The sequence below is a fragment of the Rhizobium sp. 01T417 genome, assembly GCF_056398905.1.
Window position 1 is genome coordinate 67,393 of sequence record NZ_JBFTQH010000021.1, and the last position, 21,180, is coordinate 88,572.

Consider the following 21,180-nt stretch of genomic DNA (forward strand, 5'->3'; position numbering starts at 1 on the left):
CAGCCTTTGCCGTCGTCAGGCTGGCTGCTCGAATGAAAATAGCGCGGCCATGTCTGGCGACCATGGAGGATCGTAGACGAGATCGACAACGACATCGATCACGCCCTCGACCTCGGCGGCACGGTTCTTTACCGCCTCGACGATGAAGCCCGATACCGGACAGAAGCGCGTGGTCGTGGTCATCTTGATCCTTACGATGCCTGTGGGGTCGGTATCTATCTCGTAGATGAGACCCAGGTCCACGATGCTGGTTCCGACCTCCGGGTCCTTGATGCCCCGGAGCATGTCGAGGATCATATTTGGAGAGAGATTAGGCATCCGAACCTGCCGGCGTCGCTCTGATCATGATCCTGTAAACCTTTCCGCTGTCGTCGAAGTTCCCGATCCACTCATGGCCGCGGTCCTTCAGCTCATTGAAGAGAAAAACCGGTTCACGGTTCAGCAGGGCGAAAAGGACTTCGCCGCTTTCCATCGTCTCGAGCCGCGCGAGGATACGCTCCATCGGTTCGGGAGGCGGAAGGTCGGTTAGATCGAGGTTCCAAACGGGATCAGGCCAGATGGCTTCCGTCGCCGGGGCCGCCGGCTCAGCTTCGACAGCTTGGTCACCGGGGACGAAATCGATCTCCCAGTCATCCTCCGAAAGCTTTCGAGCGACGTGCGTGTAGCCCCGCTGCTCGAGTTGACGGATCAGGGGAACCGGCTGGAATATCACATGGAGCCTAAGTCCCTCGCCAGGATCAAGGCTGGAGACGGTATCCATGATCAATTGGAACGGCATCCCGCCGTCCCGCAGGATCTGACGTACGTCGAGTTCACGAAGCTGAACCATTGGCGTTACCCCTTTGATTAACGGCGAAAAGAAGCGCCGGCTTTTTGAATGGTGCTGTCTTCATCGAAGCATCTATATTTGCGAGTGAGCGAGCAAGGACAAGCTCGATGATGAGGGCAGCGGTCGAGAAGGTCTGGAGGATGACGGCAACACGGAAAAGGCCGTCGAAAGCCACAGCTATTGCAAACGACGCCACGACAACCGCGCCGTAAAAGAGCCAAAGCCAGATCGCGGCCCGGCCTCCCGATACGAGATCGGAGAGGCGCGGCGTCTGCCGGCGTCCGAGGAGGGGGCCGAAGACCTCGATCCACGTCAGGAAGGGAATGATCTTGAGCAACTGGGCAAGACCCAGACCCGTCAGCCAGCCGAAGACGAACAGGTAGACTGCGGCTGCGAGAAAATGGATCCCCACATTGGTTGCGAGGCCTGTCGCGAGCATCGACATTGACAGTCCAAGTAGCGTGAAGGCCGGCAGTGATCCGGACATGTTCACCTCCAGAGGCCCGCGGCGGCGTCCTTTGTAGGCCGATATCAACTCCAGTACATATATGGCGATCGCTACGGCGAACACTATTGCTGCCGCTGCAAGCAACCATTGGGAAACGGTCGGCCACGTCAGTGAAATCGCAGTCGCCACCGCCAGCACGACCATACTCACGCCAGCCATGTTGGCGATAAGCTGCGCCCGCTTCATGTCGTCGGACAACAGGAACATCGGGAGCAATTTATAGCTTACGCCGATGGCCGCCAGTGTCATCCACCCCCCGAGGCCGAAGCTCGCGTGGAAGGGAACCCCATGGAGCAGAAGGACGATGAAAACCGGTGCCTGGGAGACACCCGAAACGGTTACAGCAAAGAGCGAGCCGAGGGCGGCTGTTGCCGCGAGGCAACCGATTGCGATCAGGACGAGGGGCGATGCCGGATGGCCTTTGCGACCGCGCCACAGCACGAGCAGCAACGCAGTTCCCACCCAGGAAAGCGAAGGCGCCAGAGCGGCGACTGCAGCGAGCATCACCCCACCCGCGAGTTCGGATCCACGGTCGATCAAATGGAAGCCCAGCAGCAGAAGAGCAAGCCCGGCGACGATGCCGCCGAGGCCAAGGACGTCGTACCGTCCTTTGGGAAGGCTCAACCCCGTAAGAACCGGTGCGAACTGCAGCAGCGCGCCAATCATCAAGAGGGCAAGCCATCCAATCGTTACAGCGTGCACGACGATGAGGGCGCGAGGATCGCTGACGTCGACGGATGGCGCCCAGCTTCCTGTTGAAAGCAGAACCTCCGCAAACAGCAGAAAGAGGAGCGCTGCGCCGAAGTAGCACATGGTCCAGCGCGACAGACTGGCGCCCATTGGCATCATCGTGCTTCTCCGGTGCTAGTGGCTGCCGCAGCAGCAGTCGCAGCCGGCGTCGAGACGGGTGATCTCCACACGCCAGACCTCCGGCCCCTGCTCCAGGTATTCCCAGGAAAACTTTCCAGGAAGTGCCGTTTCCAACTGGTATTGAAGCGGCCGGGGTTCGTGATCACTGGTGATATGCAAGACCTTTCCAGGCGTCAGCGTATGCAGCGTGCCGAAGATTTGGGGATGACGCTCAAATGGCGGTAGTACACGCACGTCGATATGCGTGATTTCGCTGTGCGTGGAGGGCGCGTCAGTCATGTGATTGTTCCTTCAGCCGCTGGCATGATGATCGACGGGACCGCGGCGCATCCGTTGTCAGTTGGCAACGATAGGCTTGCGCGGATTGGGGCACTTTGACAGCGAACAAACATCGAGGAGGTTTGGCCCGTGCGAATTCGTTTTCATTGACATATGACAAGGAAATGCAGGCGGCGGGCAGACATAAGAGCGCGATGATCCTCAAGAAAGGAGATCGCCATGTCGGAAGCTCTGGTCGCCAAATACGGCGACGCCCGACTCCCGCGCTACACAAGCTATCCAACCGCACCGGCATTCGCTGAGACAGTGGGACCTGACGAATACGCGCAAGGACTTCAAGCCATATCCGCCTCGGACCCTGTCTCGATCTATCTGCACGTACCCTTTTGCCGCTCGATGTGCTGGTACTGTGGTTGCCACACGACCATCACCCGGCAGGACGCACCGATCCTGGAATATCTCGACGTCATGAGCCAGGAGATCGAACTGGTGTCGTTTGCGACCGGAAACAATGTGCCGGTCAAGAACGTCCACTTCGGAGGCGGAACGCCCACGATCATGAAGCCCCACGAGTTCGCGGCGCTCATGATGAAACTCAGGAGCGCCTTTCAGTTCGAGCACGACGCCAGCGTGGCCGTCGAAATCGACCCGCGCACACTCGCGCCAGAAATGATCGCGGCGATGGGAGAGAACGGCGTTGATCGTGCCAGCCTCGGTGTGCAGAGTTTCGATCCCGTCGTACAGAAGGCCATCAACCGCATCCAGACCTTTGGTCAGACCCAGGCAGCCGTCGCAGGGTTGCGCTCCTTCGGGGTGACGAGCATCAATTTCGACCTGATCTATGGCCTGCCGCATCAAACTGTCCAATCGTGCGTGGATACGGTCAGACAGGCAGTCGAATTGAGCCCCGAGCGCTTCGCGGTTTTTGGATATGCTCATGTCCCGGCCTTCAAGAAGCATCAACGGCTTATAGATGAAGCCGCGTTGCCGGATGCCGCGCAGCGAAACGAGCAGGCCGAGGCGGTGGCGGAGGAACTTGTCAACTGTGGCTATGTCCGCATTGGCCTAGATCACTTTGCGCTGCCAGGTGACGAGCTCGCAGTCGCCTCCAGCGCCGGCACCCTCCACAGGAACTTCCAAGGTTACACCACGGATGACTGTGCCACCCTGATCGGCCTTGGCGCCTCCGCGATAGGAAGGCTGCCGTCCGGTTACTACCAAAATCACGTGGCGTTGGGCCGCTATGCTGAACGGGTGGCATCCGGTGTTTTGCCCACGGCGAAAGGCTATATGCTAACCGGGGAAGACAAGCTTCGTGCCAAAGTGATCGAGCGCCTGATGTGTGACTTCGAGGTGGATCTGCCGAAGCTGGCCGAGGAATCAGGATACGAGAGCGGTTTTCTGCTCGACAGGAACGACCGGTTGCAGGCGCTTGTCTCGGACGGCGTAGTCACGATCGAGGAGGGCCGGGTGGTCGTTTCAAGGAGCTCCCGCTTTATGGTCAGGGCGGTTGCTGCCGCGTTCGACGCCTATTTCGGGTCCTTGGGACGGTCTCACAGCAAGGCAGCCTAAGCTGGTCGGCGCCCGCTTCTTCGTGGGGTGTTGACCTTTCGCCTTCTCTGCTGGCCGGGACGGTTTCGGCCAGACGCAACCCGCAAGACCGTATCCGCCATTTCCGGCAATCTCCGGGGTCTCCCTCGTCGCCATTGGCAGGGTTGGCGACCAGGCTCCTCTTGCGAGCACCGTCACCGCTGCCAATCTCAATCCTGTCGCGCAGTATCTCGTGGATGGAAGTTCGCGGTGAGCCAGTTTCGGTGAAACTCGCCGCCAGTAGGCGGCACCGTTCGTCAAACGATCGGCGTGACATGGGATGGTCCGCGAGATGGCAACGTCGTTGTTGCGACGCTCCTTAATCCGGCGAACCCCTTTGCGGGCGACCAGTTGCAGAAACAAGGGCGACTTGGCTTGCGCGATCGCCGCCGGAAATCTTCCCTGCCCCTCAGCCTCGACGTCGGCCCCCGTCCAATGCCAGAAGAACCCGCTGGATCGCCCGCACAGACGCCCCCACATAAGCCCCTGGCAGTGATCGTAGTCCCGCTATGCCGTCAGGTTTCGATAGATCACAGGCAGAGCGCTCGGAAGCTTCGCAATATTTGAGACCAGCGAGAAGCCCGACCGCCCGAAGATCGCGGGAAGGTAATCGCCAGCATTGCGGTCGACGGTGACCGCAAACACTGCCTGGCCGCGATTGCGGGCTTCCATCACCGCCCGCCGGGAGTCCTCGAGCGCGAACCGGCCTTCGTAATGGTCCACGTCGTTCGGCTTTCCGTCGGTCAGAATCAGCAGCAGCTTCTTCCTTGCCCCCTGTAAGTCGAGTTGCTTGGACACGTGTCGGATCGCCGCGCCCATGCGGGTGTAATAGCCGGGCTTCAAGCTGGCGATGCGYCGGGCGGTCGTGGCGGAGAACTGCTCCTCGAAGCGCTTTACGCTGTCCACCCGGATCCAGCTGTGTCGGCGAGACGTGAACGTGTCGATCGCGAAGCTGTCGCCGCAGGCGTCGAGGCCACGAGCCAGCACGTTAAGCGCCTGCATCTCCACGTCGAGCACCCGCCGATTGTCGAGCCACGAATCCGTGGATAGCGAGACGTCGACCAAAATGGACGTGGCCAGCTCATGGGCCGCAGGACGCGACGATTCGTAGATGCGGTCATCGGGATAACCGGTGGCCAAAAGATCGATGCGCGAGCGCACCACCGCTTCAAGATCGATTTCGTTTCCGTCCAACTGTGCTCGGCAGATCTCACGTCGTGGCCGAAGGATCTCGAACTGCTTGCGTACCTTCCGGATCACGGACTGGTCGCCTGCAATCGGGGAAATCTCCGCGTCCTGAATTGTCCCGAGCACAACCCGGCAATGGTCTTCAGCGTACTGTTGTGTCCTGAAATTCCATTCCGGATAGAGCAGCTCGCCTTCTATTCGCGAAGGATCAACGGCTTCGGGGGAGAGGTCGAGATCGAAGTGGAACTTTGACTTCGGCCGCTCCCTGGTTCCGCTGAGCGTGATGTCGTCGAGCTCGTCGGCAGCCGACGGTTCGTCGTCCTCCCTGTCGTCCGTCGGGCGGTCTACATTGACCATTTCCGCCATGGCGAGGATCTTCTCGAAGCGGTTGAGAATGAACGGGTCGCGTTTTCGGTCGGCGGCATCGTCCTTTCGCTTTGCCTCGTGAGAAACTCGCTTTCCATCGTCATCAGACGATGTGTCGTCGGATGGGAGGTCGTCTCGGTCGGTCGGTTGGCATTCCGCCCGCCCAGTGAAGTCGGGCCAGAGGGGAACGGGAAGCATCGGCAGGTATCCGGGAGGAGCGGCCGCAAGAGCGGGCCGGCACCCCGACGGGAGGACATGCTCCAAGGGGAAGGAGAGGGCACTCTTCACGAAATCTTCAACAAGCATCTCTGCCTGAGGGAGTTTCCCGCGAACGCGGCAGGAAAGGACCGCATGGCTGAGGCGGGCATATCGCTCTGCCATACCGGGGAATTCCCTGACCAACCGTGCGCAATTGCTGCGCCCCGCCTCGATCCGGGCGATGTCGCCCAGCATCCTGTCGCTGGAGGCCGGCCCCGGCATCTGTGCGACAGCGATATATCCCACGAGCCAGAAGTAGAGGTCACGATTGAGCCTCTCGTCGTGGAAGAGGTCGATCGTGGCCTGTAGATGGATCGCGGAACCATCCCAGGATGGATGATCGCTTTTTTCCTCGCCGAGACCAACAACCTGGCGAAGCCGCAGACGATGAGACGAGGTTTTCTGGCGCGCTTTCTGGATCTGAAGCGTGCGCCCACCACCAAAGGCGCGGAAGCAGACCGCGAGCTGCGCCTTTAGGTCGGCAAGATGGACAGCGTGCTCCGGATGGCGCTTCCAGGAGCTGGTATCGCCTACGAGGCGATGCCAGGTGCGTCCAACGGTTTCTTCCAGCTCCAGAAACTCAAGCATGTCGCACCTAGCCTATCGTCGCCTTGGCAACTTCAACGAGCGCCGCCTTGACATCGGCCTCGTCGGTCAGTGGTTCAATAATTGCGGCCCTGACGGCTTCGGCCATGGGAATTCCGGCCTCGACAAGCGTCGCGCAATAAATCAGGAGCCGGGTCGAAACGCCTTCCTCGAGATCCTGTCCCTTCAACGAGCGGAGCCGTCGGGCGAGATCGACGAGAGACGCGACCCTGGCTTCAGGAAGCCCGCTCTCGCGCGAGACGGTGGCGATTTCCTTGTCCCGCGGCAGAAAGTCGAATTCGATCGACACGAAACGCTGCCGCGTGCTGGGCTTCAGCGCCTTCATAAGGTTCTGGTAGCCGGGATTGTAGGAAACGACGACCATGAAGCCCGACTGTGCCTCGAGAAGCTCGCCGGTCCTTTCCAGGGGAAGGATCCGGCGATCGTCGGTGAGCGGATGGAGGACCACTGCCACGTCCTTGCGCGCCTCGACGATCTCATCGAGATAGCAGATGCCACCGTTGCGAACCGCCTTTGTGAGCGGGCCGTCGATCCATACGGTCTCGCCTCCCTTCAGGAGGTAGCGACCGGTCAGGTCTGCCGCGGTAAGGTCGTCGTGGCAGGATACCGTCGATACGGGCAGCCCCAGGCGGGCTGCCATATGCTGTACGAACCTGGTCTTGCCACATCCTGTCGGGCCCTTCAGCAGAACCGGAAGTTGCCGGGTCCAGGCGCTTTCGAAAAGGGCGCATTCATTGCCTTGAGGCGCATAGTAGGGAATTTCGTCCTTTGGATGCAGCGGATGATTGAGGGCTATTGTCATGACTGATCTCCAGTGAGGGGGCCCGCCTTATTCGGCGGGCTGTACTGCTGCGTGGGGCATGCGTGCGCGTCCGGGGACAAGCACCGACCAGATGAACATCAGCGCGCTGATGAAGACGAAGACGCCGGAGCCGAGCCTGACCCAGTAGAAGAGGGCGAGCTGGTCCTGGACGTCCATGTAGGACTGACCGAGAACGCGCTGCAGATGAACCTGGATGACGCCAGCGAAGGTCAGCGCGAAAGTCATGACCGACATCGCCCCGCACATGATCCAGAAGCTGCTGATCGAGAGCCACTGGTTGTATGGCGCGCGTCCGCGGATCTGCGGAATGGCGTAGGCCATGGCGGCGAGATTCAGCATCACGTAAGCACCGAAGAAGGCGAGGTGACCGTGAGCGGCGGTGACCTGCGTGCCGTGGGTGTAGTAGTTCACCGACGACAGCGTATGCAGGAAGCCCCAGACGCCGGCCCCGAAGAAGGCCATTACAGAACATCCGATCGACCAGAGGAGGGCCGCCTTGTTCTCATGCTTGCGTCCAGCCCTCCAGGTCATGACGAAGGTGAAGACGACCATGGTGAAGAATGGTGCGACTTCGAGGGTGGAGAACAGCGAGCCGATCCACTGCCAGTATCCCGGTGCGCCGATCCAGTAATAGTGATGGCCGGTGCCGAGGATCCCCGAAAAGAGGGCCAGGCCGATGATGACATAGAGCCACTTCTCGACGACTTCGCGGTCGATGCCGTTCAGCTTGATCATGAGGAAGGCCAGAACCGAGGCCATGATCAGTTCCCACACGCCTTCGACCCACAGGTGAACGACGTACCACCAGTACATTTTGTCCAGCGCAAGGTTTACGGGGTTGTAGAAGGCAAACAGGAAGAAGATTGCAACGCCCCATAGACCGAACAGAAGGATGTTGGTGATGGTGGTCTTGCGCCCCTTGAGAGCCGTCATCGTGACGTTGAACAGGAACATCAGGGCGACAATGACGATACCGACCTTGATGGCAAAGGGCTGCTCAAGGAATTCCCGGCCTTCGTGAATATGGAAGAGGTATCCGACGACCGCCACTGCGGCGGCCACGAGGAAGATCCAGAACTGCGCCTTTGCGAGTTTCGGGCTGTAAAGCTCCGTCTCGCACTCCTCGGGAAGGAGGAAGTATGTGGTGCCCATGAAGCCCATGAGCAGCCATACGATCAGTGCGTTCGTATGTACCATTCGAACGATGTTGAAGGGCAGCATGACGGAGAGAGTGTTGGGCAACACGTATATTGTGCCCGCGATCACGCCGAACAGGAGCTGTGCCATGAAGAGGCCTAGCGCTCCGTAGAAGTAGAGCATTGCAACGCTCTGAGTCTTGTACTTCATCTTAAAAACCTCTCCCTGTCAGCCGGCTTGGTTCGGTGGCCAGTTTTGGGTGTTCGTCTTGCTGACCCATTCGAGGAAATCGGCAAGGTCGTTGACCTCCTGGTCAGTCAAATTGAATTGCGGCATCTGCCTGCGCCCCTCGATGCCTGATGGCTGAGCGGCCATCCACGCATGAAGCGCCTCGCGGGCACTTGCCGGATCCTTGTCGCCGCCCCAGCGTATCCAGACGTTCGACAGTTCCGGCGCGAAGTAGGCGCCTTCACCGTCAAGCGTATGGCAGTTGATGCAGGAGTTCTTTTCCCAGATGTGTTTTCCGCGGGCGACGCCTTCTGTCAGGGTCGCCTCGTTGGTGGACACCGTTCGAATGTAATAGTGACTGTGGGCCGTAAGGCCCACGAATATAGCGAAGAAGAAAGCGGACCCGCCGTAGAACACGTTTCGGGCCGCGGTTTTGGTCAGGCGTTCAGCCATCGATCATCCTTTCATGTCAGTGGCGGTGCCGCCGTGACGTCGGAAATCGAGCCAGGGGCTCGTTATTGGTGGATGGCCGAATTCCGCCGGGGGGTCTTTGTCAATTCGCAAGTAAGCGAAATATTACGCATTGTTGGTGAGGTCTGGGCTCGGTAGCGGGCGTCATAGAAGGCAGCCGGATGTCGACAGACCGACGTTGCCGGGCTGGACACCGGGAAGACGTCGAAGCCCGATCCGACGGACCGCTCCGTCGACCGCAAAATAGCGTCACGTCATTGCGAGGGGCACCTGCGCCGGCACCGACCCGATTGCCCTTGCCGCGCTCGACGATTGCTTTGTCTGCTCTGGACCCGTGCGATCTAGAAAAACGTGCCCGAAGCGAGGGTCTTCAGCAATGCCATGGAGAGGATAGTCACCGCCCAGGCAATCAAGGCTGGGTAAATCGGCGAACGGCGACCGCGAAGTCCAAGGAAATCAGCCGCAACCAACCTGACTTTTGCGATCGCAACAACGACCACAAGCGCCATAAACGCCTGTCTTGATGCGACGCCCAGATAGGTCGATCCGATGACAATGCATCCGGTGAGCGCGAAGAGATAGGCAAGCGCCTTGGTCGGACGTGCGGAAGTCCGTGTTTCGATTTTCATAGAAGGTAGACCAGTGGAAACATTACGAGCCACACAATGTCGATGACGTGCCACAGCGTCGTCATCAGGTGGACGTTCTCACGTGAAGGGAAGCGAGCTATCAGGGCGAGCACGCAAGAGCCGAAGAGCACGTGCGCCAGGTGGAAGCCGGTTATCAGCACATAGAGCGTCGAGAACGCGTCGTTTGAAAGAAGGGACGCTCCCTCCTGACCGTACTCATGGACCTTCAGGGCAGTGAAAAGAAACCCTCCTGCCGCAGCTGCGAGCAACAATAGCCGCCGCTCCAACAATCTCGTTTGCCGGGCGGCCATTGCGGCAAACCAACCGCTTGCAAGCAGGACGACGGTGTTTGCTATGGGTATGGTGGTGTCCAGCCTTGCCCTGCCTGCGAGGAAGTCCTCCGGACTAATCCAGGAGGCTATCACAAACGCAGCCAGGAGAGCCCCGAACGCGGCCAGTTCGCTCCAGGCAAGAATCCAAACAAGCAGGTCGCCACTTCCAGGCTCCGCGAGATCGTCTGATGTCGTCGAGGTCATGCGCCCTCGATAGGCAATGGATCTGCTTTCTTCTTTGATGAAACGCAAAAACCCTAGGATCCTCGCATCAGCGGTCAATCCAGTCGGCAAGGTTTTGTTTACCAAGACATGAGACCTTGGTGCCGTCCTCGATGATATCCGGGACGGCAATGGCTGGCATTTCGTATTGAGTAGCCAGCCCGTTCCCCCACTTCTTCTTGCTCCTTCCGTCGCTTCCGGGCCTGCTGTTGTCTCTTTGATCGATCTCAAAGACGTCTGTTCTCGACCGGCCTATGGTCCGGTTCAAAGGAGACCATGATGACCGACGCCCAGATCGGACTTTCCATAGCCACCCCCGTGATCGTCATTTTCGCAATCACACTCTACCGCATGGGCGTCCTGCAGCGGACCGGCGTCGTGTCAGCCGTCCTTGCCGCCGTTGCGATCGCCGCAAGCCTCTTTCTGCAAAGGTAGATGGCGATCATGCAAATGCCGAACAAATTCGCCGAGCTCGAGGCGTGCTACGGGCAGCTTGTATCGTGGTGCGACCTTCTGGAAGCGATTGCCGATTTTCTTCCCTGCCACGTAGACGAGAGGCTGTGTGACACCGTGACGGGCGGCCTGATCCCGCTGCTCCAGGCAACCCATGGCCTGGAGGAACATGTTGTTTCTGCGTCACTGCATGCAATCATGCCGGACCATGATCGCGTGGAGGCCGAAAATAGAAGATCCAACGAACGCCTGTTCGACATGGATGCCGCGCAAGAGGTCGTCGACGTCCTGCTGGCTTTGAAGAACGGCGACTGCAGGCTGTCGTGGGATGCCATCGGATATCTCCTGCGATCGTTCTTCTGCTTGATGCGGCGACGCATCAAGGCCGAACGGGAAATCGTAGGGCAGATCCGGAAAGCACTTGCGCGACATGAGGGCATGACCGTTCTGGACGCACAGCGCGCGACTGAGATCGTCTAAGTGCGTCTGTTTGAATAGTAAGCTTCGGGGTGATTGTGATGTCGTCGCCGGCAACCATTTAAAGGCGGAACCGACGCCACCCTCGAACAACTCGGCAATGGGCCGCCAATCTTCAACCGGGCCACGAATCAATCGCCTCATCTGTGATATCCACCCAAAAGCCTCTTTTCGAATTGTAGCGGCGCGCGACCAACCGGGCCTAGGGGTGCAGCCTGAACTTGAACGGGGTGACTAGCCGAAGTTGCCGCCGCAACAGAGCCGAACGATCTGTTGTTGTTTATTGCAATAGAGCGACGTAGCCGCACTGCTTGCAGCGGGTTACAATAGCTGCACAATGTTCAAGAGATTCCTCATGGAACGGGAAGATCGCCCCGGAAAGGCTTGGCTTTCCCGGTTCGTTGCTGGGCGAGCGGAAGCAGAACGATGGTATTTCGGCCATCAAGCATCACCGACGCCAACGGCGAAGGATTGCCGCGCGGCCTTGGTGAAGTACATGCCTAAGTTGACGCTCCATTACGACCGCGCGTGCGACCTCGTTGGCGACGATGACGTGGCGCATCGAATGCTCAGTCACTTCCGTCCTGCGCCAGAACGCCATGGCTGCAGTCAGGCAGTCTGGTTGGGAAGAGGAGGGCCAGCCCTCATCCGAAATTTCGATTACCCACCCGATATTGTTTCGGAACGATTTGAGATCACAGCCTGGTCGGGAATGCGGGTGATCTGCAAGGCGCAGCGGCCCTGGGGAGGCTGTGTCGATGGTATGAACGAGAACGGACTCGTCGCCAGTGTCACCCTTGGCGGCAGCCGTGCTCAAGGACTTGGCTTCTCGATCATTTTGATCATCCGCTACATCCTCGAAACTTGCCACGATGTAAGTCAGGCGGTGGCGACGCTTTGCCGAATACCAGTAGCGCTCCCACAAAACGTAACTGTCCTCGACCGTTCAGGGCACTACGCCACAGTGCTTCTCGCTCCCCACCAGCGGCCGATCGTTACCAGGTTGAAGGCCTGCACGAACCACCAGCGAACCGCCAGGCCCCCATCGTCATCATTGGCGCGCCAGCATCTGATTCAGCAGGCGATCGACGATCCAACCATGACACTCTCGCGACTGACCGATCTATTTCTTTTGCCGCCGTTGTATTCCAGGAGCGGTTCCTTTCCGACGCTTTACACTGCCGTCTACCGCCCTGTGGAAGGGAGAGTGGCCTATATCTGGCCCGGCAAGCACTGGTCCCAAGGTTTCGAGGATTTCGAAGAAGACGAGTATATGCACAGCTATGGCTAGCCAATCACACCTTCCACAGCGATAGTTCAGCCACCGAACAATCAGCAGCAGTCGCCAACGCTCTCGGCGGATATATCGTGTCTATCTTCGCGCATATCGACGGCACATGGCTGGCGTGTTGGCGAGGAGACTGATCGAGTGGGCTTCGCAACTACGCTGCCCCGTCCATAAGCTTGCCAGCCCCCCAGAATCTTGCCGCCGGCGGTCGAGGTGTCGTTCGCCTTCTTCCACTTCGTGTCGCAGGTCGCGGCGTTGGCGAAGTGTGTTTTCGTGGTTTTCTCCCACCCCCGAGGCGGCCTGGTCTTCTTGGGCAGGTTCAGGTGGCTTCCGCGGTCCCGGATGATGTTGCCGGGGCCCCAGACTTGCGACGCAGTTGCGTGCGCGAGGGAATAGTGCTTTTGAAATCAGAAAGGTCGAGAAGTTCGCGACGGGCTGAGATTTTAGACAAGGTCACGGTTGATGCTATCGTATTCTGATCAGTTCGCCAGTCTGCTGAAAGAGCCTGTTGTCCAGTTTGCCATCCTGGTACTTCTGAGAATGCTCGCGACGCCATTGACGGGCGATCGCGTAATTGGACGGCTCGCGGCCAACATCGTATTTTTCGTCGCCCTAACGGCTTTGCTCCTTTACCATAGAATTCCGCCGTATGCGCCTGATATAACTGCGGAAACGGTGGCTGATCGGATCGGCTCCGGGATCCTCAAAGCGATCTGGTGGATCGGAGGAGCGATGCTCCTTGCCAGTTTGGTCCGCACGTTTTTGACACTCGAACGGAAACCGAGGGAAGGGAGACTTCTGCAGGACCTGGTAGTCGGGATTGTCTATCTTGGCGCCGCGTTGAGCATCATCGCATACGTCTTCAGTTTACCAGTGGGCACCCTCATCGCCACCTCCGGTGTGTTCGCTATCGTTTTGGGTCTGGCTTTGCAAAGTACCCTCAACGATGTTTTTTCCGGCATTGCGCTGAATCTCGGAAAACCCCTGTCCGTAGGTGACTGGATCAGATTGGAAGACGACACGCAAGGAAGCGTTGTGGAAACCAACTGGCGGTCCACCGAACTCCTTAGCGGCACCAACGACCTCATCATTGTGCCCAATAGCGTCCTCGCCAAGAGCCGGATAGTCAACATCAGTAGTCCGGACAACACACACGGCTCAACCTTGAAATTCAAGCTGGCCCCGACCAAGCCGCCATCTGTAATCCTTCAGACCATGGAACGTGTACTGTTGAGCAGTAATGCGATCATGAAAACGCCCCCTCCCACCGCGAATTTTACGGCGATGGATGCGAATTATCTGGAGATCGAACTGTCATTTCGGGTGGCGGAACGCAGTCAACTGCCTCGTGCTCGAAACGAATTATACGATCTCGTCTTTCGTCACACCGAGGCGTCAGGTCTTCAGCTTGCCTCCGACGGAGGAGCTACCAGGGTAGTCCTCACCCAGGAGACACCCGAGATGAGTGTCCAACGACAAACGTCAAGGCGGCGTCTTCTGGATGCGATTTCTCTGTTTTCCTCTCTGACAAGCGAGGAACGAGAAGAGTTGGCCTCCGCTATGAACAAGCTGTCGTTCAAAGAAGGCGATATCGCCGCCCATCGGGACACCTCGCTGACGTCGCTGATGATCCTTCGAAACGGTGTGATGACAGTCGAGGAGATTGAGGATGGCCAAACCATCGAGCTTGAACGCCTTGCTCCGGGTGATGTCTTCGGTGAGCGGGGGGTGCTGATGGGAGCACTGGAGCCGGGTGATATCAAGGCGATCACAGCCGCCGTAGTATATGAGATTCCCAAGGAACGGCTCGCCGCGATCATGCGAGAACGTCCCGCCATTGCGGAAGAACTGGCGATGCTATTGTCCGCTCGGTCGAAAGCGGAGGAACGCTTGCACATGGCGAACCATCTTTCTCCTCTGCAACATGCGTCGTCGGTATCGGCAAGGATAAGGCATTTGTTTGGTCTTGGATGACGTGTCTATCCTGAACCCCTATTCGACCGTGGTCCTGGAGGGACAACGGCGCAGCTTACGCAATTGATCCATCCGACCACGCCGCTCACAAGGCAGCGAAATGAACTCACTGAAAGATGCCCGCGCTGCTCACGGCAGTGAAACAGTGCCCAAACTGGGATTTGTTGAGCAGTGGTGCGAGGTCGACGTCGCCAGGATCTTTGTGTTCCGTAGTGGAGGAAGGTGATCTTCGTCTTTGGAGCCGGGTTATTGCAGCCGGGTGACGCACTCAGCAAATCCGATGCAGGCGCTCATCGCGGAAATCCCCATCAATGACAGATGGCTCTCCGACAACGGCAGGGAATCGATGAACTCGTCCAATTCCTTCACATGCTGCGGGTCAAGTTCACCATGCATCCTGTATGTCCGGAAAAGGGCTTTGGGGAGCCCTGTCCGGCGTTCGAGGTCATCGTATACGTCGGTGGTTCCGGGATCGCTCTCCAGCATGAGGATATAGCCAAGCAACCCAACCGGGTGATGATGATAGATCCAATAATACTGGCATCCGACAAACGCGGCGGTCGTCGGCAGCGGGATCCGGTTCAGTATCTCGTCCTTGGAAAAGCCTGCCGCGCTCAGGTCTTCGAGCGTCCAGTCATCGTGGTCTTTCTCCTCGTCGATATGGTGCTGAAAATAGCTCGCTAGCGGATCGCGAAGCGGGTCCCCGATCGGAAGCTTCAAGGCCTCGGAGCGAGCAGCCTCCATCAAGGGGACGCTCGCCCGGATGACCTGATGCAGCAGGATCAGATATTCCGGAAAGAGCCGGGCAATGTCGGGGCTGCTCCAAAGCGCGTCGAGGGATCTAACGAGATGCCCGTTGGTCATCGCCATTCTGAGCCGAAGCCGATCACTCGTTTCCATTGTAAAATCCCCATTGGCCGATCGCTGATCGACGCTTCGAAAGAAGTAAGGAAATGGAGCCAACAACAACGTTCAACTTATATTAGTTATGGCTCAAACAACATCGAAAGTGTATAGTTGAATTGCTGGGGTGCTGGAATTTCATCTTGCTTCTGAGGGGAGACGACTATGGCTTCCGCGAATTACGAAAAGCTCAAGCAAGCCAAGGTTTTCGACGACGAACAACAGATGGCGGACGAGCAAAAGAAGCAGCTTGAGGATCTGACCCCGCAGGAGGTCAAGGCGCTGATCGACATCAAGGCGAAACTCGACAAGTTCGAGTGGCCGATTAAGACCGTCAAGAAGCCGACAATGCTGTAAGCACAGACCTCAACCCAATATAAGCTCGATTGACGCAAATGCCTGCTTTGCCCCGCAGACTTGATCATTCCGAGTGGGCTACCTTGATGTTTACGGACATCGAGGGGTCGACCTTGCTCGTCCAAAATCATTCCGAGGTCTTCTTCGAAGTGGTGGATCGCCACTTCGAGATCCTCAGGGAAAAAACGGTATCCAACGGCGGCAAGGTAGTGGTTGTGCACTCCGATGCCTTTTTCGCGTCTTTCGACAATGCGGACGACGCCTTTCGCGCCGCAGTCGAAGTCCAGAGAGCATTGTCCGAGGAAGATTGGCCCGACGATGTCGTTCTCAAGGTCAGGATCGGTCTCCATACCGGCGAGGTGTACCCCGTTTCCGACACGAGCATCGGTTACGTGGGAATTGACGTACACCGCGCAGCCCGCATTTCTGAAGCCGCGAGTGGCGGACAAATTCTCATGTCCAGTTCCACCATGGCCGAGTTGGACAAAGACAAAATCGCCGAGAAGGGCAGCGTTCGTTTCCTTGGCAGCCATCGCCTGAAAGACCTTTCGTTTCCAGAGCATCTCTACGAAATCCAGATAGCCGGACTGTCGGTGGAATTCCCTCCCATAAAGTCCATCGACAACCACCCTACCAACCTTCCAAAGGCGACCAACAGCTTTGTCGGCCGCCAGAGTGATATCTCGGCAATCACCAGCCTTTTGACGAGTGACCAGAGGCTGGTGACGCTCGCGGGTCCGGGCGGCGCAGGTAAGACGCGGCTGGCCATCGAGACGGCGTACAGGCTTGTTCCTGTCTATGGTGATGGTGTTTTCATGGTGTCGTTGGGTGCTGTCGCGAAACCCAGCCTATTCTTGCCTGTTGTTGCACAAACGCTGGGAGTGCCGGAATACCGCGGGCGCACGGTCCTGGAAGGACTGACCCATTTCATGACAAAACGACACCTTCTGCTCCTTATCGACAATTTCGAGCACCTCATCGAAGCCGCTGCCGATCTTAAGAAGCTGCTCGGTATCTGTCCCAGGCTGGATGTTCTGGTGACCACCCGCGAGCCCCTTAGGTTCGCAGAGGAGGTGGTCTATCCAGTCGCCCCGATGCAGCTTCCTGACGCAACTGCCCATGAGGCAGTCAGTCAGTCCGATGCCGTGCAATTGTTTGCGGAGCGAGCACGAGCCGTGAAGCGCGACTTCGTTCTCGACGAACGCACTGTGCCGTTGGTTGCCAATATTTGCAGACGTCTGGACGGTCTTCCTTTGGCGATTGAACTGGCCGCGTCAAGGCTGCGGATACTGACGCTTGCCGAACTGTCGGGCCGCCTTGACCAGAGCCTGTCCATCATCGGGAAAGCTCATTACGACGACGACCAGAGGTACACGACATTGAGCGAAGCAATCTCCTGGAGCTATCGCCTGTTGAATCCCGACGAGCAACGTTGTTTCGCAAGGATGTCGGTTTTCAGGGGCGGTTTCAGCCTGGCAGCAGCCGAGCACCTGTGTGGCGATCAAACGCGACCCGACCTGCCGGTTGTCGATATCCTGATTTCCCTGTGCGACAAGAGCCTTCTCACGACGAATACCGCTGGCGGGAGTTCGCGTTTTTCCATCCTGGAGACAATCCGGCAGTTCGCCCTGGCAAAGTTGCAGGAATTTGGCGAACTCGATTCCTGCAAGGATGCCCACGCGATCTACTATCTGCAATTCGTCGAGCAAGTGTCACCTGGATTGGTGGGTCCGGACCAGCGGCGGCTGGTCGGAGAACTCCAGATGGAAATGGACAACATCCGGGCGGCCCTTGGCTGGAGTTTGGAGCGCGCCGATTTCGACCATATCTGTCGATACCTGCAGGCAGTGCTGTGGTATCTGATCCCAAGGGCCCAATTCACTGAAGGGCTCATGTGGACAGATCGGGCCTTGGCCATCGCTTCGGGTATCAAGGGAACGCGAGAGTTCGCGATCCTGAATGACGTTGCCGGTTGGTTCAAATTGATTTCCGGCGATTACGCGGGTGCCGTGCCGAACTTCGAAGTCGCGCACGAAATTTTCAAATCCCTCGGTCGCGCCGAGGATGTTGCCCGCACCATGATCACGCTCGGAGCAACCATGGCGGCCACCATAGAGAGCGACACCGGGCCGAGCATGGTTATTGCCGCCCTGGATGAGTGCAAGAAGCTCGAAGACTGGCACTCCGCCGCAATTGCCCTTATCGCGCTGGGAGAAGGCGCGCGTGGTGGCGGTGACATGCAGTCGGCGGCGGAGTGTTACGAAGAAGCCCTGACACTCATGCGGCGATCAGGTGACCAATATTGGATGGGCGCGCTTCTGCTGAACATGTGCCATGTCTGCATCAGCAACGGCGATGTTGGGACCGCCAGGCAATATCTGCGCGAGGCGATCCAGCTGGCGACCGAATTTGACTACACCATGATGATCAATCTCTACGTTGCCCTTGCAGGAGAGATCGCCTTGAAGGAATCGAACTTCGACGATGCCGCAAGGCTGTTTGGAGCGGTAACCACGATGCTGCATCGGGTCGGCGTCACATTCGAGTTTGCCGATCAGGTCGAGTTCGACAAGGCGATTGAGTCGACAACGGCGCAACTGGGTGCCGAGCGTTACGGCGAACTGCACGCGGAAGGGATGTCTTGGGATAAAACCAGGGCGCTCGCGTTCGCGCATGGAATTTCGCATCAAGAATAAGGTTTGCGACTGACCCCGCGTGCCACTTATTCGAAGCCTTTGATGTAGGCACGTACTGTCGCAACGTCCCCATTCGATACGGCAAATACAGCGTCACAGGTCTGACAAGGCTGACAGCGCCGGGAGGTCGCTGCATATGCCCATCATCGATACGACCGCGTCTGGAGATCACTTTTTTCGCACCATTCCAGCGCTTCCTTCATGCTTTGCAACCGTATTCGTCCCGCTTCATGTGCTGCTCCCGGAGAGGACGAAGCACCGACCCACTTGCGGTCGATTGAGGAAGTCGCGTCCGCCTGTTTCAAGCGTGTCGGAAACCCGCCAGGCAGCGATGCGAAATCAAATTCAACCAGAGCTTGGACTTATCCATCAAATCGTCAGGGCGACCGTCGGTCGGCGTGGTTACATTGCGCAGAAGGCTTGCGAGCGCATCAACATGAAGCGCTGCCGAGGCAGCCGTGGAACGCGTCTTCGGGGTACTGCGTGTCGCCAGATACATCTCTACGGCTTGCCATCTCGGCAGCCGTGGCGAAGCGCGGCTTCGTTGGCAAAGTCAGCTAAAGAAACTCTGCCCTTAAGCGACAAAACTGCTTTGACCAAGTCCTTTGGCTAGCTGACCGACGGCCCACTGAAAAGCTATACCTCGGCACACTTGACAGGCGCCTTCGCGCGATATCCTATCGCATCACGATTTTTAGCTAAGTGCGATGCTGTGGGGTGAAGCTGGTGTTCGTACGAGGGGTTTTCCTTGCAAGCTGTCTAAGCCTCTTGAGCGCGGTGGCGTCTGCTGAGGAGGCCTATCCTCCCGACATGGCCGACCGTGTTCAGGCCTGTACACCCTGTCACGGGGAGCAGGGAAAGGGTACGAACGATCCGTATTTCCCACGGCTTGCGGGCAAGCCCGCCGGATATCTCTACAACCAGCTGGAAGCGTTCAAATCGGGCAGGCGGAAATATCCGCCAATGAACTATCTCCTCGCGTTCCTGACGGACGACTATCTGCGGCAGTTTGCGGCATATTTCGCCGATCAGCGGCCGGCGCTTCCCGAGAAGCCGCCAACGGATGCCAGCGCCGCAGTGCTTGATCACGGGCACGCGCTTGTGACGCAGGGCGACCTGGACCGCTCTATTCCGGCCTGCGTGAGCTGTCATGGCGGCTCCCTGACTGGCCAGGAGCCTGGTATTCCGGGCCTTCTCGGTTTGCGCGCCAGTTACATCAGCGCTCAGCTCGGCGGATGGCGCTATGGAACACGCACGGCCACTGCGCCCGACTGCATGCAGCTCGTCGCCGGACGTTTGACGGAAGACGATGTTCGAGCCGTCGCAGCTTATCTCGCCAATCAGGCTCAGCCCGCCGATCCTGCGCCATCTGCGGCCGGTTCTTATTCGTTGCCCTTCGCGTGCGGCAGCCAGCCCGAGAAGGGGAGGACGCCATGAGCGCGCGTTTTCGATTTTCAACCGCTCTTGTCGTGTCATCGATGTTGGCGATAGCCGCAACGCTGGTGCCGGCTGCCGCGCAGTCGCCGCAATCGGGCGATGTCGTCAAAAAGGGAGAGTATCTGGCGCGAGCCGGGGACTGCGTCGCATGCCATACAGCGCCCGAGGGCAAATTATTTGCTGGGGGTCGTTCGATGCCCACGCCTTTCGGCACGTTGTATACTTCGAACATCACGCCCGATGCCGAAACGGGCATCGGGAAATGGTCGGCCGACGATTTCTACAGGACCATGCACAGCGGAAGGTTCCCGGACGGCGGTCTCCTCTATCCGGCGATGCCTTTCGGTTCCTACACAAAGGTCACGCGCGACGACAGCGATGCGATCTTCGCCTATTTGAAGACGATTGCGCCCGTGCGCCAGACGAACCGGCCGCATGACCTGCAATTCCCATATAACAACAGGTCTCTGATCCTCGGCTGGCGAACCCTCTTCTTCAATGAGGGCGAGTTCAAGCCGGATCCAAAGCAGTCCGACGAGTGGAACCGGGGAGCCTATCTCGTGGAGGGGCTTGGCCACTGTGGCATGTGCCATACGCCCATCAACGCACTCGGCGGGAGTCGCGAGTCCGAAGCGTTTCAGGGCGGCTTGATTCCGATGCAGGACTGGTATGCTCCATCACTGACATCGAACAAGGAAGCAGGCTTGGGCGACTGGTCGATCGAGGAGATCTCGGATCTTTTGCAGAAGGGAATATCGACCCGCGGAGCGGTCTACGGGCCGATGGCCGAAGTCGTGTACAACAGTCTTCAGTACATGACCGACGAGGACACGCGCGCGATGGCCGTCTATCTGAAAAGCATCGCGCAGGATGAACCTTCCCCGCCAAAACCTTCCGTCAGGACCGAAGAGGCAAGCCTCCTCATCAGTCTCGGGAAGACCGTCTATGACAAGCACTGCGCGAGCTGTCATGGGGCAGAGGGCGAAGGAAAGCCTCCTCATTACCCGCCGCTAGCCGGAAACCAGTCGATCCAGATGGAATCGGCCGTAAATGGTATTCGCATGGTTCTTAACGGCGGATATCCGCCGGCTACCGCCAAGAACCCCATGCCGCATGGCATGCCGCCATTTGCCGTCACGCTTTCCGACGACGAGGTCGCCGCAGTAGCATCATATATCAGGACGGCATGGGGCAACCGTGGCACCCCGGTCAGCGCCGCCGAGGCGAACAAGCTTCGATCTGCTCCACTGCAATGAGGA

At 58.4% G+C, this 21,180-nt stretch carries 20 protein-coding genes; 9 read left to right on the forward strand and 11 right to left on the reverse strand.

Features of this window, described 5'->3' with window-relative positions:
* Positions 1–15: 15 nt before the first annotated feature.
* From AC1DPR_RS20165 to AC1DPR_RS20180, 4 genes are read right to left on the reverse strand one after another with little or no spacing between them, the layout of a single operon-like run.
* Positions 16–318 carry a metal-sulfur cluster assembly factor gene (locus AC1DPR_RS20165; RefSeq protein WP_477817024.1) on the reverse strand — a complete coding sequence of 101 codons (303 nt, stop codon included), beginning with the start codon at positions 316–318 and terminating at the stop codon, positions 16–18.
* Positions 311–829, reverse strand: a complete 519-nt coding sequence (locus tag AC1DPR_RS20170; RefSeq protein WP_477817025.1) for a DUF2249 domain-containing protein — start codon at positions 827–829, stop codon at positions 311–313. The genes AC1DPR_RS20165 and AC1DPR_RS20170 overlap by 8 nt, the downstream gene beginning before the upstream one ends.
* Positions 813–2,186: a hypothetical protein gene (locus AC1DPR_RS20175; RefSeq protein ID WP_477817026.1), complete on the reverse strand. Its 1,374-nt coding sequence runs from the start codon at positions 2,184–2,186 to the stop codon at positions 813–815. The genes AC1DPR_RS20170 and AC1DPR_RS20175 overlap by 17 nt, the downstream gene beginning before the upstream one ends.
* Positions 2,187–2,201: 15 nt before the next feature.
* Positions 2,202–2,486, reverse strand: coding sequence for a DUF2249 domain-containing protein (locus AC1DPR_RS20180; protein WP_112665258.1), 285 nt, complete (start codon positions 2,484–2,486; stop codon positions 2,202–2,204).
* A gap of 219 nt (positions 2,487–2,705) precedes the next feature.
* Here AC1DPR_RS20180 and hemN point away from each other — a divergent pair, with 219 nt between their 5' ends.
* Positions 2,706–4,058 (forward strand): oxygen-independent coproporphyrinogen III oxidase, encoded by a 1,353-nt coding sequence (gene hemN / locus AC1DPR_RS20185; RefSeq protein ID WP_477817027.1) that lies wholly within the window; start codon positions 2,706–2,708, stop codon positions 4,056–4,058.
* A 525-nt stretch (positions 4,059–4,583) separates the two neighbouring features.
* Here hemN and AC1DPR_RS20190 read toward each other — a convergent pair.
* The 6 genes from AC1DPR_RS20190 to AC1DPR_RS20215 form a co-directional block, all read right to left on the reverse strand.
* Positions 4,584–6,476, reverse strand: coding sequence for a nitric oxide reductase activation protein NorD (locus AC1DPR_RS20190; RefSeq protein ID WP_477817028.1), 1,893 nt, complete (start codon positions 6,474–6,476; stop codon positions 4,584–4,586).
* 7 nt (positions 6,477–6,483) lie between these two features.
* Complete coding sequence (locus tag AC1DPR_RS20195; RefSeq protein WP_018856216.1) at positions 6,484–7,296, reverse strand: CbbQ/NirQ/NorQ/GpvN family protein; 813 nt, start codon at positions 7,294–7,296, stop codon at positions 6,484–6,486.
* Positions 7,297–7,323: 27 nt separating this feature from the next.
* A complete protein-coding gene (locus AC1DPR_RS20200; RefSeq protein WP_477817029.1) occupies positions 7,324–8,664 on the reverse strand; it encodes a cbb3-type cytochrome c oxidase subunit I in 1,341 nt (446 codons plus the stop codon).
* A gap of 18 nt (positions 8,665–8,682) precedes the next feature.
* Positions 8,683–9,135: a c-type cytochrome gene (locus AC1DPR_RS20205; protein WP_018856218.1), complete on the reverse strand. Its 453-nt coding sequence runs from the start codon at positions 9,133–9,135 to the stop codon at positions 8,683–8,685.
* Between the two features lie 359 nt (positions 9,136–9,494).
* On the reverse strand, positions 9,495–9,782 hold the full coding sequence (locus AC1DPR_RS20210; protein ID WP_477817030.1) for a cytochrome C oxidase subunit IV family protein: 288 nt from the start codon (positions 9,780–9,782) through the stop codon (positions 9,495–9,497).
* On the reverse strand, positions 9,779–10,318 hold the full coding sequence (locus tag AC1DPR_RS20215; RefSeq protein WP_477817031.1) for a cytochrome c oxidase subunit 3: 540 nt from the start codon (positions 10,316–10,318) through the stop codon (positions 9,779–9,781). The genes AC1DPR_RS20210 and AC1DPR_RS20215 overlap by 4 nt, the downstream gene beginning before the upstream one ends.
* A 297-nt stretch (positions 10,319–10,615) precedes the next feature.
* Here AC1DPR_RS20215 and AC1DPR_RS20220 point away from each other — a divergent pair, with 297 nt between their 5' ends.
* The 4 genes from AC1DPR_RS20220 (at position 10,616) to AC1DPR_RS20235 (ending at position 14,528) form a co-directional block, all read left to right on the forward strand.
* Entirely contained in the window at positions 10,616–10,771 is a 156-nt protein-coding gene (locus AC1DPR_RS20220) for a hypothetical protein (protein ID WP_018856222.1), read from the forward strand.
* A gap of 15 nt (positions 10,772–10,786) precedes the next feature.
* Positions 10,787–11,269 (forward strand): hypothetical protein, encoded by a 483-nt coding sequence (locus AC1DPR_RS20225; protein ID WP_477817032.1) that lies wholly within the window; start codon positions 10,787–10,789, stop codon positions 11,267–11,269.
* A gap of 334 nt (positions 11,270–11,603) precedes the next feature.
* Positions 11,604–12,557: a C45 family autoproteolytic acyltransferase/hydolase gene (locus AC1DPR_RS20230; protein WP_477817033.1), complete on the forward strand. Its 954-nt coding sequence runs from the start codon at positions 11,604–11,606 to the stop codon at positions 12,555–12,557.
* Between the two features lie 459 nt (positions 12,558–13,016).
* Positions 13,017–14,528, forward strand: a complete 1,512-nt coding sequence (locus tag AC1DPR_RS20235; RefSeq protein WP_477817034.1) for a mechanosensitive ion channel domain-containing protein — start codon at positions 13,017–13,019, stop codon at positions 14,526–14,528.
* 246 nt (positions 14,529–14,774) lie between these two features.
* Here AC1DPR_RS20235 and AC1DPR_RS20240 read toward each other — a convergent pair whose 3' ends face one another.
* Positions 14,775–15,428 (reverse strand): iron-containing redox enzyme family protein, encoded by a 654-nt coding sequence (locus AC1DPR_RS20240; RefSeq protein WP_477817035.1) that lies wholly within the window; start codon positions 15,426–15,428, stop codon positions 14,775–14,777.
* 168 nt (positions 15,429–15,596) lie between these two features.
* Here AC1DPR_RS20240 and AC1DPR_RS20245 point away from each other — a divergent pair, with 168 nt between their 5' ends.
* The 4 genes from AC1DPR_RS20245 (at position 15,597) to AC1DPR_RS20260 (ending at position 21,177) form a co-directional block, all read left to right on the forward strand.
* On the forward strand, positions 15,597–15,788 hold the full coding sequence (locus AC1DPR_RS20245; protein WP_018856227.1) for an aroma-sacti cluster domain-containing protein: 192 nt from the start codon (positions 15,597–15,599) through the stop codon (positions 15,786–15,788).
* Between the two features lie 38 nt (positions 15,789–15,826).
* Complete coding sequence (locus tag AC1DPR_RS20250; RefSeq protein ID WP_477817036.1) at positions 15,827–18,484, forward strand: adenylate/guanylate cyclase domain-containing protein; 2,658 nt, start codon at positions 15,827–15,829, stop codon at positions 18,482–18,484.
* Positions 18,485–19,210: 726 nt separating this feature from the next.
* Positions 19,211–19,921 carry a c-type cytochrome gene (locus tag AC1DPR_RS20255; protein WP_051085577.1) on the forward strand — a complete coding sequence of 237 codons (711 nt, stop codon included), beginning with the start codon at positions 19,211–19,213 and terminating at the stop codon, positions 19,919–19,921.
* A 41-nt stretch (positions 19,922–19,962) separates the two neighbouring features.
* The gene (locus AC1DPR_RS20260) at positions 19,963–21,177 is read left to right on the forward strand and encodes a c-type cytochrome (protein ID WP_477817041.1); all 1,215 of its coding nucleotides are present in this window, start codon (positions 19,963–19,965) and stop codon (positions 21,175–21,177) included.
* Positions 21,178–21,180: the final 3 nt, after the last annotated feature.

What these genes read in the sequence shown, in the direction of transcription:
- AC1DPR_RS20165 (WP_477817024.1), bottom strand. Translation starts at nt 318, where the DNA reads ATGCCTAATCTCTCTCCAAATATGATCCTCGACATGCTCCGGGGCATC.
- AC1DPR_RS20170 (WP_477817025.1), bottom strand. Translation starts at nt 829, where the DNA reads ATGGTTCAGCTTCGTGAACTCGACGTACGTCAGATCCTGCGGGACGGC.
- AC1DPR_RS20175 (WP_477817026.1), bottom strand. Translation starts at nt 2,186, where the DNA reads ATGATGCCAATGGGCGCCAGTCTGTCGCGCTGGACCATGTGCTACTTC.
- AC1DPR_RS20180 (WP_112665258.1), bottom strand. Translation starts at nt 2,486, where the DNA reads ATGACTGACGCGCCCTCCACGCACAGCGAAATCACGCATATCGACGTG.
- hemN (WP_477817027.1), top strand. Translation starts at nt 2,706, where the DNA reads ATGTCGGAAGCTCTGGTCGCCAAATACGGCGACGCCCGACTCCCGCGC.
- AC1DPR_RS20195 (WP_018856216.1), bottom strand. Translation starts at nt 7,296, where the DNA reads ATGACAATAGCCCTCAATCATCCGCTGCATCCAAAGGACGAAATTCCC.
- AC1DPR_RS20200 (WP_477817029.1), bottom strand. Translation starts at nt 8,664, where the DNA reads ATGAAGTACAAGACTCAGAGCGTTGCAATGCTCTACTTCTACGGAGCG.
- AC1DPR_RS20205 (WP_018856218.1), bottom strand. Translation starts at nt 9,135, where the DNA reads ATGGCTGAACGCCTGACCAAAACCGCGGCCCGAAACGTGTTCTACGGC.
- AC1DPR_RS20210 (WP_477817030.1), bottom strand. Translation starts at nt 9,782, where the DNA reads ATGAAAATCGAAACACGGACTTCCGCACGTCCGACCAAGGCGCTTGCC.
- AC1DPR_RS20215 (WP_477817031.1), bottom strand. Translation starts at nt 10,318, where the DNA reads ATGACCTCGACGACATCAGACGATCTCGCGGAGCCTGGAAGTGGCGAC.
- AC1DPR_RS20220 (WP_018856222.1), top strand. Translation starts at nt 10,616, where the DNA reads ATGACCGACGCCCAGATCGGACTTTCCATAGCCACCCCCGTGATCGTC.
- AC1DPR_RS20225 (WP_477817032.1), top strand. Translation starts at nt 10,787, where the DNA reads ATGCCGAACAAATTCGCCGAGCTCGAGGCGTGCTACGGGCAGCTTGTA.
- AC1DPR_RS20230 (WP_477817033.1), top strand. Translation starts at nt 11,604, where the DNA reads ATGTTCAAGAGATTCCTCATGGAACGGGAAGATCGCCCCGGAAAGGCT.
- AC1DPR_RS20235 (WP_477817034.1), top strand. Translation starts at nt 13,017, where the DNA reads ATGCTATCGTATTCTGATCAGTTCGCCAGTCTGCTGAAAGAGCCTGTT.
- AC1DPR_RS20240 (WP_477817035.1), bottom strand. Translation starts at nt 15,428, where the DNA reads ATGGAAACGAGTGATCGGCTTCGGCTCAGAATGGCGATGACCAACGGG.
- AC1DPR_RS20245 (WP_018856227.1), top strand. Translation starts at nt 15,597, where the DNA reads ATGGCTTCCGCGAATTACGAAAAGCTCAAGCAAGCCAAGGTTTTCGAC.
- AC1DPR_RS20250 (WP_477817036.1), top strand. Translation starts at nt 15,827, where the DNA reads ATGCCTGCTTTGCCCCGCAGACTTGATCATTCCGAGTGGGCTACCTTG.
- AC1DPR_RS20260 (WP_477817041.1), top strand. Translation starts at nt 19,963, where the DNA reads ATGTTGGCGATAGCCGCAACGCTGGTGCCGGCTGCCGCGCAGTCGCCG.